Source organism: Streptomyces sp. NPDC007872 (assembly GCF_042868165.1).
Lineage (GTDB): Bacteria > Actinomycetota > Actinomycetes > Streptomycetales > Streptomycetaceae > Streptomyces.
Genome location: NZ_JBIAEA010000001.1, coordinates 673,656 through 688,316, shown reverse-complemented (window position 1 = coordinate 688,316; position 14,661 = coordinate 673,656). Strand labels below are relative to the sequence as shown.

The 14,661-nt window shown below is 72.2% G+C and carries 11 protein-coding genes; 8 read left to right on the top strand and 3 right to left on the bottom strand.

Going from position 1 to position 14,661, the window contains the following annotated elements; genetic code table 11:
- The first annotated feature begins 91 nt into the window (after nt 1–91).
- The 4 genes from ACFYNX_RS02715 to ACFYNX_RS02700 are packed head-to-tail and all read left to right on the top strand — an operon-like array spanning nt 92 to nt 4,687.
- A complete protein-coding gene (locus ACFYNX_RS02715) occupies nt 92–1,396 on the top strand; it encodes an extracellular solute-binding protein (protein WP_365549352.1) in 1,305 nt (434 codons plus the stop codon).
- Between the two features lie 12 nt (nt 1,397–1,408).
- A complete protein-coding gene (locus tag ACFYNX_RS02710) occupies nt 1,409–2,401 on the top strand; it encodes a sugar ABC transporter permease (protein WP_365549349.1) in 993 nt (330 codons plus the stop codon).
- 34 nt (nt 2,402–2,435) lie between these two features.
- Nucleotides 2,436–3,275 carry a carbohydrate ABC transporter permease gene (locus tag ACFYNX_RS02705; protein ID WP_365549488.1) on the top strand — a complete coding sequence of 280 codons (840 nt, stop codon included), beginning with the start codon at nt 2,436–2,438 and terminating at the stop codon, nt 3,273–3,275.
- A gap of 35 nt (nt 3,276–3,310) precedes the next feature.
- Nucleotides 3,311–4,687, top strand: coding sequence for a GH1 family beta-glucosidase (locus tag ACFYNX_RS02700; RefSeq protein ID WP_388656903.1), 1,377 nt, complete (start codon nt 3,311–3,313; stop codon nt 4,685–4,687).
- Nucleotides 4,688–4,850: 163 nt separating this feature from the next.
- Here the strand turns inward: ACFYNX_RS02700 and ACFYNX_RS02695 are convergent, their stop codons facing one another.
- A complete protein-coding gene (locus tag ACFYNX_RS02695; RefSeq protein WP_388656902.1) occupies nt 4,851–5,870 on the bottom strand; it encodes a LacI family DNA-binding transcriptional regulator in 1,020 nt (339 codons plus the stop codon).
- Nucleotides 5,871–6,060: 190 nt separating this feature from the next.
- Between ACFYNX_RS02695 and ACFYNX_RS02690 the strand changes: the two genes are divergently transcribed.
- From ACFYNX_RS02690 to ACFYNX_RS02675, 4 genes are all read left to right on the top strand, one after another.
- Complete coding sequence (locus tag ACFYNX_RS02690; protein WP_365549340.1) at nt 6,061–8,256, top strand: discoidin domain-containing protein; 2,196 nt, start codon at nt 6,061–6,063, stop codon at nt 8,254–8,256.
- Nucleotides 8,257–8,381: 125 nt separating this feature from the next.
- Nucleotides 8,382–10,550, top strand: coding sequence for a discoidin domain-containing protein (locus tag ACFYNX_RS02685; RefSeq protein ID WP_388656899.1), 2,169 nt, complete (start codon nt 8,382–8,384; stop codon nt 10,548–10,550).
- A gap of 156 nt (nt 10,551–10,706) precedes the next feature.
- Entirely contained in the window at nt 10,707–11,798 is a 1,092-nt protein-coding gene (locus ACFYNX_RS02680; RefSeq protein ID WP_365549334.1) for a DUF1996 domain-containing protein, read from the top strand.
- Nucleotides 11,799–11,958: 160 nt separating this feature from the next.
- Nucleotides 11,959–12,711, top strand: coding sequence for a sortase domain-bontaining protein (locus ACFYNX_RS02675; RefSeq protein ID WP_388656897.1), 753 nt, complete (start codon nt 11,959–11,961; stop codon nt 12,709–12,711).
- On the opposite strand, the gene ACFYNX_RS02670 is transcribed toward ACFYNX_RS02675, so the two are convergent.
- Together ACFYNX_RS02670 and ACFYNX_RS02665 are read right to left on the bottom strand one after the other, a co-directional pair.
- Complete coding sequence (locus tag ACFYNX_RS02670) at nt 12,695–13,204, bottom strand: GNAT family N-acetyltransferase (RefSeq protein WP_388656894.1); 510 nt, start codon at nt 13,202–13,204, stop codon at nt 12,695–12,697. The genes ACFYNX_RS02675 and ACFYNX_RS02670 overlap by 17 nt on opposite strands.
- Before the next feature lie 100 nt (nt 13,205–13,304).
- Entirely contained in the window at nt 13,305–14,609 is a 1,305-nt protein-coding gene (locus ACFYNX_RS02665; protein ID WP_388656891.1) for a PP2C family protein-serine/threonine phosphatase, read from the bottom strand.
- Nucleotides 14,610–14,661: the final 52 nt, after the last annotated feature.

The following is a 14,661-nucleotide window of genomic DNA, read 5'->3' as shown; positions in this document are numbered from 1 at the left end:
CTCACATCCTAAATTAAGCCGATGTTACGGAGAGCGGTCCAGGGGCTCCCCGTGTCGGCCCTTCCCTCGTCCCCGAAAGGGCCCAGGAGCCATGCGCAGAATCAGAGCCGCTGTCACCGGTGCCGTCACGCTCTCCCTCGTCCTCACCGCCACCGCCTGCGGCGGGGGAGAAGACAGCGGGTCCTCCCCGAAGACCCTCACCTACTGGGCCTCCAACCAGGGCGCCAGCCTGGAGGTCGACAAGAAGGTCCTGCAGCCCGAGCTCGACCAGTTCGAGAAGGAGACCGGCATCAAGGTCAAGCTGGAGGTGATCCCGTGGTCCGACCTGCTCAACCGGATCCTCACCGCGACCACCTCCGGCCAGGGCCCCGACGTCCTCAACATCGGCAACACCTGGAGCGCCTCCCTGCAGTCCACCGGGGCCCTCCTGCCCTGGGACGAGAAGAACTTCGGGGCCATCGGCGGCAAGGACCGCTTCGTGGACTCCGCGCTCGGCTCCACCGGCGTCTCCGGCCAGGACCCGGCCGCCGTCCCGCTCTACTCCATGGCCTACGCGCTCTACTACAACAAGCAGCTCTTCAAGGAGGCGGGCATAGCCAAGCCGCCGACCACCTGGGACGAGGTGGCCGAGGCCGGCAAGAAGCTCGGCGCGAAGGGCAAGAACGGCATCGGCGTCGAGGGCTCCAACCTCTCCAACAACATCCACCAGGTCTTCGTCCTCGGCAAGCAGCACGGGGCCGACTTCTTCACCGCCGACGGGAAGCCCGACTTCACCTCCGACGGCGCCGTCGCCGCCGTCAAGCAGTACGTCGACCTCATGGCCGCCCAGAAGATCGTGGCCCCCGGCAACGCCGAGTACGCCCAGAACCAGTCCCTCAGCGACTTCGCCAAGAACAAGACCGGCATGGTCCTGTGGCAGACCCCGTCGCAGACCTTCTCCGCGCAGGGCATGGGCCCCGACGAGTGGGGCGTCGCCCCCGCCCCCGTCCCGTCCGGCAAGCCGGGCCAGGGCAAGCAGACCAACTCGATGGTCGCCGGCATCAACCTCGCCGTCTTCAAGAACACCAAGAACCGCGACGGCGCGCTGAAGTTCGTGAAGTACCTGACGAGCGACGAGGAGCAGATCGCCCTCAACAAGGCGTACGGATCGGTCCCGCCGGTCAAGAGCGCCCAGCAGGACGCCGCGTTCTCCGACCCCTCGCTCACCGTCATCCGCGACACCCTCTCCAGCAGCGCCGCCGCCCTGCCGCAGGTCCCCGAGGAGTCCCAGTTCGAGACCGTCGTCGGCACCGCGGTCAAGGAGCTCTTCGCCGACGCCGCCGCCGGCCGTCCGGTCACCACGGAGTCCGTCCGGGCCAAGCTCGAAAAGGCCCAGCAGCAGATGCCCAAGAAGTAGGCCGCACCCACCATGACCGAAACCGTCGTCACTCCTCCGAGTGAGCGGACGGTGCGCAAGGCCGCACCCGGAGAGGCGCGCACCCCGCGCCGCTCCGGGCGCCGCCGCATCGCACTGCCGTACCTGCTGCTCCTGCCCGCCCTGCTCCTCGAACTCCTCGTCCACCTCGTGCCGATGCTCATGGGCATCACCATGAGCTTCCGCGAGCTCACCCAGTTCTACGTCCGGAACTGGTCCGAGGCCCCCTGGTCCGGGTTCGACAACTACGCCGTCTCGATCGACTTCGACGCCCCCGTCGGACAGGCCCTCCTGAAGTCCTTCCTGACGACCTGTCTGTTCACCCTCCTCTCCGTCGGACTGTGCTGGCTCCTGGGGACGGCCGCCGCCGTCTTCCTCCAGGAGAACTTCCGCGGCCGGGGCTTCCTGCGCACCCTGTTCCTCGTCCCGTACGCCCTGCCGGTCTACGCCGCCGTCATCACCTGGGCGTTCATGTTCCAGCGCGACAACGGCCTGGTGAACCACGTCCTGCACGACCAGCTCGGCATCGGCGACAGCCCCGCCTTCTGGCTCATCGGGGACAACAGCTTCTGGGCCCTCCTGATCGTCTCCGTCTGGAAGGGCTGGCCCTTCGCCTTCCTCACCGTCATGGCGGGACTCCAGAACATCCCCCGGGACATGTACGAGGCCGCCGCCCTCGACGGCGCCGGCGTGTGGAAGCAGATCCGGCACATCACCCTGCCGTCCCTGCGCTCCGTCAACCAGGTCCTCGTCCTCGTCCTGTTCCTGTGGACGTTCAACGACTTCAACACGCCGTTCGTGCTCTTCGGCAAGGCGGCCCCCGAAGCCGCCGACCTGATCTCGCTCCACATCTACCAGTCGTCCTTCCAGACGTGGAACTTCGGCACCGGCTCGGCCATGTCCGTGCTGCTCCTGCTCTTCCTCCTCGTCGTCACGGGCGTCTACCTCCTGCTCACCACCCGCGGAAGGAAGACCTCCGATGTCTGAGCACGCGGTCCGCCGCACGGCCCCCCGGTCGCCCATGGCGGCGCCCCGCTCGTTCCTGTGGACCCGGCGGATCTTCCTCACCCTGCTCACCGCGTTCGTGGTGCTGCCGGTGTACGTGATGGTCTCCAGCTCCCTGAAGCCCCTCAAGGACGTGTCGGGGAAGTTCGAGTGGTTCCCCTCCGGGCTCACGCTCCGCCCGTACGTCGACATCTGGGAGACGGTCCCGCTCGCGGACTACTTCGTGAACTCGATCGTCGTCGCGGGCGCGGCCACGGTGCTCTCGGTGATCGTCGCGATCTTCGCCGCGTACGCCGTCAGCCGCTACTCCTTCCGCGGCAAGCGGGTCTTCACGGTGACGGTCCTCTCGACGCAGATGTTCCCCGGCATCCTCTTCCTGCTGCCGCTCTTCCTCATCTACGTCAACCTCGGCAACGCCACCGGCATCGCGCTCTTCGGCTCGCGCGAGGGCCTGATCCTCACCTATCTGACCTTCTCGCTGCCGTTCTCCATCTGGATGCTGACCGGCTACTTCGACTCGATCCCGCGCGAGCTGGACGAAGCGGCCAAGGTCGACGGCTGCGGGCCGATCAAGGCGCTGTTCCGCGTGATCATCCCGGCCGCGACGCCCGGCATCGTCGCCGTCGCGATCTACGCCTTCATGACGGCCTGGGGCGAGGTCCTCTTCGCCTCGGTCATGACCACCGACTCCACCCGCACCCTCGCCGTCGGCCTCCAGGGCTACGCCACCCTGAACGACGTCTACTGGAACCAGGTGATGGCCGCCTCCCTGGTGGTGAGCGTCCCCGTCGTCGTCGGGTTCCTGCTCCTCCAGCGCTACCTCGTCGCCGGCCTCACCGCGGGTGCGGTCAAGTGACGTCCTTCTCCCCGCCGACCACGAAGAGGTTCTCCGTGTCCGAATCCACCGGTCCCCGCCCCGCGCTCGACCTGGAGGCCTTCCCGCCGTCCTTCGCCTGGGGCACGGCGACCTCCGCCTACCAGATCGAGGGCGCCGTCGCCGAGGACGGGCGGGCCCCCTCCATCTGGGACACCTTCTCCCGGGTCCCCGGTGCGATCGACAACGGCGACCACGGCGACACCGCCTGCGACCACTACCACCGCTGGCGCGAGGACATCGCCCTGATGAAGGAGCTGGGCACCGACGCCTACCGGCTCTCCGTCGCCTGGCCCCGCGTCGTCCCCGGCGGCGACGGGCCCGTCAACAAGGCCGGGCTCGACTTCTACGACCGGCTCGTCGACGGCCTCCTCGACGCCGGCATCACCCCCTCCGTCACCCTCTACCACTGGGACCTGCCGCAGGCCCTCCAGGACCGGGGCGGCTGGACCGTCCGCGAGACCGCCGAGCACCTCGCCGCCTACACCACCGCGGTCGCCGAGCGCCTCGGCGACCGCGTCACCCGCTGGGCCACCCTCAACGAGCCGCTCTGCTCGGGCTGGATCGGCCACCTGGAGGGCCGGATGGCCCCGGGCCTCGCCGACCTCACGGCCGCCGTCCGCGCCTCGTACCACCTGCTGCTCGGCCACGGCCTGGCCACCCGGGCCCTGCGCGCCGCCGCCCCCGGCGCCCGGATCGGCCTGGTCACCAACCACTCCACCGTCGCGCCCGCCTCCGACCGGCCCGAGGACCTCGCCGCCGCGGCCCGCATGGACGGCCACACCAACCGCTGGTGGCTCGACCCGGTGTACGGCCGCGGCTTCCCGGCGGACATGCGCGAGCTGTACGGGGTCGAACTCCCCGAGAAGCCGGGCGACGCGGAGCTCATCGCCGCCCCGCTCGACTGGCACGGCCTCAACTACTACTTCCCGGTCACCGTCGCCGACGACCCCGAGGGACCCGTCCCGCACGCCCGCGAGGTGCGCCTGCCCGACGTGCCCCGCAGCGGCATGGACTGGCAGATCGACGCCGGCGGCCTGGAGGCCCTCCTGCTGCGGCTCACCGAGGACTACGGCGTGCGCGAGCTGTACGTCACCGAGAACGGCTCGGCCTTCCCCGACGCCGTCGGTCCCGACGGAGCCGTCCACGACCCGGAGCGCACCGCCTACCTGGAGGAGCACCTCGCGGCCTGCGCCCGCGCCGTCCGCAAGGGCGTCCCGCTCGCCGGGTACTACGCCTGGTCCCTGCTCGACAACTTCGAGTGGGCCTACGGCTACGACAAGCGCTTCGGGCTCGTCCACGTCGACTACGCCACGCAGAAGCGGACCGTGAAGACGAGCGGCCGCCGGTACGCGGACGTCATCCGCGCCCACCGGGAGGCCACCGCCGGCTGAACCGGCACTCCGCCACGGGCCTCCGGAGGGCCGCCCCGAGACCGCTCGGGCGCCCTCCGGAGGCCGACGCACGCCCCTTTTCCCGGAGAGGTGCGGGGAGCGGTCGGGCGGACTCGCGCACGACGGGGAGCGGTCGGGCGGACTCGCGCACGAAGGGGAGCGGTCAGGCGGACTCGCGCACGACGAGGGACGGCGCGAACACCTTCGAGGCGGGCCCGGACCGCACGCCCTCCAGCTCCTCGACCAGGAGACCGGCCATCGCGGCCGCCATGCGCTCCACCGGCTGGCGCACGGTGGTCAGCCGGGGCCTGGCCCTGCGCGCGGCCGCCGAGTCGTCGAAGCCCACGACGGCCACCGCGCCCGGGACGTCCACGCCCCGCTCGCGCAGGTACTGGCAGGCGCCCTGGGCCATCAGGTCGTTCGCGGCGAACACCGCGTCGAGGTCCGGGTGCTCCCGCAGCAGCTCGGCCATGGCGCGCCGGCCGCTGTCGACCGTGAACCGGCCCCGTACGACGGGCACGTCCGCCACGCCGCGGGCGGCCAGCGCCCGGCGGAAGCCGTCCAGGCGCGCGCCCGCCGCGGGGGCGGTGACCGGCGCGGCGATGGTGACGGGGCGCCGCCGCCCGGTGGCCCACAGGTGCTCGGCCGCAAGACGCGCCCCGGCGTCGTTGTCCAGGTCGACGAATCCGTGCCGCTCGCCGTCGCGGGGCCGGCCGAAGAGGACCGTGGGGAGGCCCGCCCCCACCAGCATCGCCGGCAGCGGGTCCTCGTCGTCGATCGGCACCACGAGGGCCCCGTCCGCGCCGCCCTGCCGCAGGTACTCCACGAGCTGGGCCCTGGCCTGCTCCGACTCGGAGACGAGCAGCACCGGCTGGATCGCGCGCTCGCGCAGCACGGGCAGGACGCCGTCCACGACGCGTCCGAAGAACGGGTCGGAGAAGACCCGGGCGGCGAAGGCCCCGTCCCGCGCGGAGAGCACGAGGGCGACGGCCCCGGTCCGCCGCGTCACGAGGGAACGGGCGGCCTGGTTGGGCGTGTAGCCGGTGCGGGCGATGGCGTCGCGCACGCTGCGCTGGATGTCGGGGGCCACGTTCCGCACCCCGTTGACGACGCGGGACACCGTGGCGCGCGAGACCCCCGCCTCACGTGCGACGTCTTCCAGAGTCGGTGCTCGATTCCCCACCTCCGCACTTTAACGGTGCCGCGTGTCCGGCGGGGGAGCGGTCCGGGTCCGGCCGGAACCCATCGGTGTCGTGACTTAATGAAAGCCAAAAGAAAAGTCGTGTCACACGCCTTGACCGTCAACTGGCCCTGCGTGCAAGGTTTCGGAGAGCGCTCTCCCACGTTTCCCCCATGTATCCCAGAGGAGACCCATGTCCTCCGTCGGGTCCCCGCCGGTCCTCCGGCGTCCCGCCCCCACCGTCCGACGGGCCACCGTCGGCGCCCTCGTCGCGTCCCTGGCCGGCGGCCTGCTCGCCCTCGGCCCCGCCACGACGGCCCAAGCGGCCCCCACCCTGCTCTCCCAGGGGAAGACCGCCACCGCCTCCTCGACCGAGGGCGCCGCCTACGCCGCGTCCGCCGCCGTCGACGGGAACCTCACCGGCACCCGCTGGGCCAGCCAGTGGAGCGACAACCAGTGGCTCCAGGTCGACCTCGGCCGCAGCGCCACGCTCAGCAGCGCCACCCTCCTCTGGGAGGGCGCCTACGGCAAGGGCTACCAGATCCAGGCCTCCGAGAACGGCACCGACTGGCGGACCGTCGCCACCGTCACCGCCGGCGACGGCGGCACCGACGAGGTCTCCCTCTCCGGCACCGGCCGCTACGTCCGCATGAACGGCCAGACCCGCGCCACCGGATACGGCTTCTCCCTCTGGGAGTTCCAGGTGTACGGCACCACCGACGGCACCGGCCCCACCCTCCCCGGCGGCGGCGACCTCGGCCCCAACGTGCACGTCTTCGACCCCTCCACCCCCGGCATCCAGGCCAAGCTGGACCAGGTCTTCCAGCAGCAGGAGTCGGCCCAGTTCGGCAACGGCCGGCACGCCTTCCTCTTCAAGCCCGGCACGTACAACGGCCTCAACGCCCAGATCGGCTTCTACACCCAGATCGCCGGCCTCGGCCTGCGCCCCGGCGACACCACCATCAACGGCGACGTGACCGTCGACGCCGGCTGGTTCAACGGCAACGCCACCCAGAACTTCTGGCGCGGCGCCGAGGGCCTGACCCTCAACCCGGTCAACGGCACCGACCGCTGGGCCGTCTCCCAGGCCTCCTCCTTCCGCCGCATGCACGTCAAGGGCGGCCTCAACCTCGCCCCGAACGGCTACGGCTGGGCCAGCGGCGGCTACATCGCCGACTCCAAGATCGACGGCCAGATCGGCAACTACTCGCAGCAGCAGTGGTACACCCGGGACAGCTCCATCGGCGGCTGGTCCAACAGCGTCTGGAACCAGACGTTCTCGGGCGTCGAGGGCGCCCCGGCGACCTCCTTCCCGGAGCCGCGCTACACCACGCTCGACACCACCCCGATCTCCCGCGAGAAGCCCTACCTCTACCTCGACGGCAACGAGTACAAGGTCTTCGCGCCCGCCAAGCGCGTGAACGCCCGCGGCACCACCTGGGCCAACGGCACCCCGCAGGGCACGTCCGTCCCGCTCAGCCAGTTCTACGTGGTCAAGCCGGGCGCCACCGCCGCCACCATCAACCAGGCGCTCGCCCAGGGCCTGCACCTGCTCTTCACCCCGGGCGTCTACCACGTCGACCAGACCATCAACGTGAACCGCGCCAACACCATCGTGCTCGGCCTCGGCCTCGCCACGATCATCCCGGACAACGGCGTCACCGCGATGAAGGTCGCCGACGTCGACGGCGTCCGGCTCGCCGGCTTCCTGATCGACGCGGGCCCGGTCAACTCCCCGACCCTCCTGGAGCTCGGCCCGCAGAACGCCTCCGCGGACCACGCCGCCAACCCCACCACCGTGCAGGACGTCTACATCCGCGTCGGCGGCGCCGGTGCCGGCAAGGCCACCACCAGCGTGGTCGTCAACAGCGACGACGCGATCATCGACCACACCTGGGTCTGGCGCGCCGACCACGGCGAGGGCGTCGGCTGGGAGACCAACCGCGCCGACTACGGCGTCCGCGTCAACGGCGACGACGTGCTCGCCACCGGCCTGTTCGTCGAGCACTTCAACAAGTACGACGTCGAGTGGTACGGCGAGCGCGGCCGCACGATCTTCTACCAGAACGAGAAGGCGTACGACGCCCCCAACCAGGCCGCCATCCAGAACGGCGCCACCAAGGGCTACGCCGCCTACCGGGTCGACGACTCCGTGAACACCCACGAGGCCTGGGGCCTCGGCAGCTACTGCAACTACAACGTCGACCCGAACATCCGCCAGGACCACGGCTTCAAGGCACCCGTCAAGCCGGGCGTGAAGTTCCACAGCCTCCTGGTGGTCTCCCTCGGCGGCATGGGCCACTACAACCACGTCATCAACGACACCGGCGCCTCCACGGTCCCGGCCGGCACCTCCACCGTGCCCTCGACCGTCGTCTCCTTCCCCTGACGGTCCCCCGGGGCGCGCCCGACCGGCGCGCCCCGGCCCCCCGCTCCTTCCGGGCGGCGTTCCAGGTCCCCGCCACGCCGCCCGGAAGGCAACCCCCTCCCTCCCCCTCCGCCCAGGAGAAGTCCATGACCACCGCTTCGACCGCACGAAGGCGGGCCCGCGCCACGGCCTCGCTCGTGTCCCTCGGCGCCCTGCTCGCCGCCTCGGCCACCGTGCTGACCGCGGCGCCCGCCACCGCCGCCGAATCCCTCCTCTCCCAGGGGAAGACCGCCACCGCCTCCTCGGCCGAGGGCGCCGGCTACGCCGCGTCCGCCGCCGTCGACGGCGACCTCACCGGCACCCGCTGGGCCAGCCAGTGGAGCGACAACCAGTGGCTCCAGGTCGACCTCGGCGCGAGCGCGAACGTCAGCCGCGTCGTCCTGAACTGGGAGGGCGCCTACGGCAAGGCCTACGACATCCAGCTCTCCGACAACGGCACCGACTGGCGCACCGTCAAGTCCGTCACCGCGGGCGACGGCGGCACCGACGAGCTGACGGTCTCCGGCACCGGCCGCTACGTGCGCCTCCAGGGCGTGGCCCGCGCCACCGGATACGGCTACTCCCTCTGGGAGTTCCGGGTCTACGGCGAGAACGGCACCACCCAGCCGGGGCCCGGCGGCGCCGTCCGGGTCACCGGCTCCCAGGGCAACTGGCGACTGACCGTCGGCGGACAGCCGTACACCGTCAAGGGCCTCACCTGGGGCCCGGCGATGGCCGACGCCCCCCGCTACATGCCGGACCTGAGGTCCATGGGCGTCAACACCGTCCGGACCTGGGGGACGGACGCCGCCAGCAAGCCCTTGCTCGACGCGGCGGCCGCCCAGGGCCTCAAGGTCATCAACGGCTTCTGGCTCCAGCCCGGCGGCGGCCCCGGCGCCGGCGGCTGCGTCAACTACGTCACCGACACGACGTACAAGAACAACATGCTCACCGAGTTCGCCAAGTGGGTCGACACCTACAAGTCCCACCCGGCGACCCTGATGTGGAACGTCGGCAACGAGTCCGTCCTCGGCCTCCAGAACTGCTACGGCGGCACCGAACTCGAAGCCCAGCGCAACGCGTACACGACCTTCGTCAACGACGTCGCCAAGAAGATCCACTCCATCGACCCCGACCACCCCGTCACCTCCACCGACGCCTGGACCGGCGCCTGGCCGTACTACAAGCGCAACGCCCCCGACCTCGACCTGTACTCGATGAACTCCTACGGCAACCTCTGCAAGGTGCGTCAGGACTGGATCGACGGCGGCTACACCAAGCCGTACGTCATCACCGAGGGCGGCCCCGCCGGCGAGTGGGAGGTCCCCAACGACGCCAACGGCATCCCGGACGAGCCGACCGACGTCCAGAAGGCCGACGGCTACACCAAGGCGTGGGGCTGCGTCACCGGCCACCAGGGCGTCGCCCTCGGCGCCACCCTCTTCCACTACGGCCTCGAACACGACTTCGGCGGCGTCTGGTTCAACCTCCTGCCCGACGGCCTCAAGCGCCTCTCGTACTACGCCGTCAAGAAGGCCTACACCGGCTCCACCGCGGGCGACAACACCCCGCCGGTCATCACCGACATGACCGTCACCCCGGCCTCCGCGGCCCCGGCCGGACGCGAGTTCACGGTCCGCGCCGACATCCGCGACCCCGACGGCGACCCCGTCACGCCCAAGATCTACCTCAGCGGGAACTACGCCAACGGCGACAAGCGGCTCGTCGACGCGCAGTACCGCTCCCTGGGCAACGGCACCTTCGCCGTCACCGCGCCCGAGAAGCTCGGCGTCTGGAAGGTCTACGTCCAGGCCGAGGACGGCCGAGGCAACGCCGGCATCGAGACCAAGTCCGTCAAGGTCGTCGCCCCGCCCGTCGCCGGCACCAACATCGCCCTGGGGAAGCCCACCACCGCCTCCTCCTTCCAGGCCTCCTACGGCGACTGCCCCTGCCCCGCCTCCAACGCCACCGACGGCAACGCCGGCACCCGCTGGGCCAGCGACTGGAGCGACCCGCAGTGGATCCGGGTCGACCTCGGCTCCGTGCGCTCCTTCAACCGCCTCCAGCTCGTCTGGGACCCCGCCTACGCCAAGTCCTACGAGGTCCAGGTCTCCGACGACGGCAACGCCTGGCGCACCCTCCACACCACCACCACCGGCAACGGCGACATCGACACCATCGAGGCCGGGGCCACCGCCCGGTACGTCAAGCTCCAGCTCACCGCACGCGGCACCGGCTGGGGCTACTCGCTCCACGAGTTCGGCGTCTACGCCTGACGGTCGGCGCCACCCCCTCGGCGCCACCCTCCTGACGGGTGGCGGGGCCCGCCGCTCGGCCCCGCCACCCCGGCACCACCGCACGGGAACCCACCACACCGGTCGCGTGGCGCCCCCGCGTCCACGCGCAACCATCCCCACGGGCAGGAGATCCCCATGAGATCGAGTCCGAAGCGGCTCTCCGCACTCCTCGTCGGAACGGCCCTCATCGCCAGCGTCCTCGGCATCGGCACCATGGCCTCGGCCACGGACCCGGGCGGCGGCATCCCGCCCGCCGTCGCCGCGGCCGTCAACCACACCGGGCACCAGATGGCCGCCTCCACCCAGGCGTCGGGCGACGACGCCGACGGGGACGGCTACATCCCGGCCGTACCCCAGGTCACCGGCGTCGTCCCCTCCACGGCCACCCCGCCACCGGCCTACCACCACGAGTTCCAGGCCGGCTGCTCCGTCACCCACACCGCGCCGGACGACCCGATCGTCTACCCGGGCCAGTTCGGCAAGTCCCACGACCACACGTTCATGGGCAACACCTCCACCAACGCCGCCAGCACCACCGGCTCGCTCTACGGAGGCAGCACCACCTGCAAGGCGCCCGCGGACGCCTCCGCCTACTGGATGCCCTCGCTGTACAAGGGCGACCAGAAGATCCTGCCGGTGGGCCCGCAGGTCATCTACTACAAGGCCGGCGTCACCGACTACCGGAGCGTCCGGCCCTTCCCGAAGGGCCTCCGCTTCGTCGTCGGCAGCCCGACGCAGACCGCCCAGGAGTTCCGCGCGCACAAGGGCTTCGTCGAGGGCTGGGAGTGCGGCGACAGCTTCTTCAACACCGACATCCCGGCCACCTGTCCGAGCCGGCCCGACGTCCAGCTCAACCTGCGCATGCAGGCCCCCAGTTGCTGGGACGGAAAGTACCTCGACACCCCGGACCACAAGAGCCACATGGCCTACCCGGTGGTCAAGCCCGGCACCAACGACAACATGTGCCCCGCCTCCCACCCGGTCGCCCTGCCGATGATCGAGTTCAAGATGGCGTGGCCGGTCAACGGCGACATGAGCCAGGTCCGCCTGGCCAGCGGCCGCGGCTACTCCTTCCACTACGACTTCTTCAACGCGTGGGAGGAGCGCACCCTCAAGGCCCTGGTCGACCACTGCATCGTCGGCGGCCTGCAGTGCGACACGCGCGGCTTCGACCTGTACCGCCCCGAGCGCGGCGTCGTACTGGACGAGAACCACCGCCTGCCCTGACCCGACCCCCGCACACCACCGACGCACCACCAGCGCACGACCGGAACACGGCCCGGACGCCCGCCACGGCGTCCGGGCCGTGTGCGACCGGGGAGCGCGGACGCGGGCGACGCGGGACAATGGCCCGGTGAGTCCCGTGCCGTCGTGAGAGGGCCCCGGCATGACCCGAACCCGTCGTCGTACCCGTCTCGCCGTCGCGACCGCCGCGACGGCGGTCCTCGCGGCCCTCGGCTGCGGACCCCTCCCGAGCGGCACGGCGGGCGCGTCGACGGCCCCGGCCACGGTACGTCAGCCGTCGGTCGCGCCCCCGGCCACGCCTTCGGCCGTCTCCCGGCCCGCCGCCGAGCCGTCCCCCTCGCCCGTCCCCGAGGCCCGTCCGCGCCGGGCCGAGCTGGACATCCCCTCCATCGGGGTCGCGGACCTGCCCGTCCTGCCGTACGAGGGCACCAGCGACGACCGGGCCGGCACCCGGATCCAGGACCGCGGAGTGGCGGCGAGTCCCCATGGCGACCGGGGCGGGGTCGGGCCGGGCGACGTCGGCAACTACCTCGTGACGGCGCACCGGCTCTCGGCCGGCGGGCCCCTGCGCCTGCTCCCCGAGGTCGAGGAGGGCGACACGGTCGTGGTGACGGCCGACGACGCCGTGTACGAGTACCGGATCGTCGACACCCGCTCGACGTCCTTCCGGTCCGCCGCCTCCCTCGCCGAGCAGCGCGCCCCCGTCCCCGGGGAGCCCGGCGAGGAGCCCACCCGGGCGATGATCACCCTCTCCACCTGCGCCACGCCCGAGGACGACGCGGCCGGCAACCACTGGCGGGACGCCCTGGGCAACCCGGAGCACCGCATCGACAAGATCGGCGTCCTCGTCGCCACCCGCCCGGCCGGCGGGGCGACCCCTACGGCGTCCCCGTGACCCGAGCGGGCCAGGTGAGCCACACGTACGCCACCGGCTGGGCGGCGTTCCACCCGGCGGCCTCGTCGGGGTCGACCCGGACGAAGCCCGCCCCCTCGTAGCAGCGCAGCGCGACGGCGTTGTCCGGGTGGACCCGCAGGAAGACGTCGTCGAAACCGGCGCCCCGGGCCCGGCCGAGCAGCGCCCGCGCGAGGACCCGCCCCACGCCCCGGCCGCGCGCCGGCGGCGCCACGACGACGCGCGCCAGCTCGGCCTCGTCCGCCTCGGTGTCCGTCCACACCTCGCCGTACCCGAGCAGGGCCCCGTCCCCGTCTCCGTCCCGGTCCTCGACGAGGACGTACCCGTGCACCTCCGGGTCCTCCTGCCACCCGGCCACGGTCTCCCCGGTCACGGGGAACTCCCGGCGTCCGCACCACAGGAGGACCTCCTCGGGCGAGGCGGGCCAGCCCGCCACGGTGGCGGCGTGTTCCGCGGTGAAGGGCAGCAGGTCCATGGCGCGTTCCTCGGGGGCTCGGTGTCCGGGCGGGCCGACCCTACGCGGCCCCGCGCGGCCCGTGCCGGGCCGGGGGCCCTCAGACGGTGATCAGGGGCCCTCAGACGCCGATCAGGTGTTCCTCGTGCGTCGGCAGGGTCTCCTCCCCGGCCCCGCCCCGGACCACGAGGACGGCCGTCGTGTCGTCGTCGAGGCCGTGGGCGCCGTAGCGGGCCAGGTCCTCCTTGAGGAGGCCCGGGATCCGGTCGGCCGGCTCGGCCGCCCAGCCCCGCAGCCGCTGCTCCAGGGGGTAGAACGCGCCGCACCCGTCCCTGGTCTCGCTGACGCCGTCGGTGAACATCAGCATCCGGTCACCGGGGGCGAACGGCACCTCGTCCACCGTGAAGGGCGCGTCGACCGGAACCGGCAGGTGGATCGGGACGGAGGGCGAGGACAGCTCCACCGTGCGCACCACCGGGCCGCGCTGGACGACCGGGGCCGGATGGCCGCAGCTCAGGAGCCGTACGACCGGTTCGTCGTCGGGGATCTCGGCGAGCAGGACGGTCGCGAAGCGGTCGGCCGCCGTCGACTCCGGGGCCCGCTCCGCGTAGCGGGCCATGCTCGCCTCCAGGCGCTCCGCGATCGCGGGCAGGCCGGGGGCCGTGTACGCGGCCTCGCGGAAGGAGCCGAGCAGCAGCGAAGCGGCCTCCACGGCCGCGAGCCCCTTGCCCTGGACGTCCCCGAGCATGATCCGTACGCCTCCCCGGACCTTCAGGGCCTTGTAGAAGTCGCCGCCGACGTGCGCGCCGGCCGCTGACGCCTCGTACAGCAGCCGCAGGTCGACGCTGCCGAGGCGCCGGGGCAGCGGGCGCAGCACCGCCCACTGGGCGGCCTCGGCGACCTCGCTCACCTGGCGCAGCTCTACCTCCCGCCGCTGGCGGGCCTGGCTGGACAGGGCCGCGGCCAGGGTGACGACGGCCAGGACCGTCTGGCCCGCCAGGAGCGCGGGGAAGAGGCGCTCGCCCCGGCCCAGGGCGAGCAGCGTGGTCGTCCCCATCGCCAGCGCGCCGACCGCGAGCGTGCCCCGGGCGCCCCAGGTCACCGCGGCGAGCGCGGGGGCGGCGATGAGGAACCGGTCGAACCGCTCCTCCGGCGCGGTGAGCACGTCGGCGAGGGGAGCGGCGGCCAGGACGAGGAAGGGCAGCGCCCGGCCGAGGAGGTAGCGGAACTCCGCCCGGCGGCGGGGACCGCGGTGGGCGGGGCGGGAGGCATGGGCGGGGCGGGAGGCACTGGCCGTACCGGCTGTACCGGCGGCTCCGGCTGTACCGGCGGCTTCGGCCGGACTGGTTGTAACGGTCGGGCCGACCGTGCCGGCCGCACCGGCCGCACCGGCTGTTTCGGCCGGACCGGGCCGCCTCGTGTCCACGGATCCGCGCACCTCGCCGCTCCCTCCTGTGTCTCCGGGGCCGTCGCGCGTG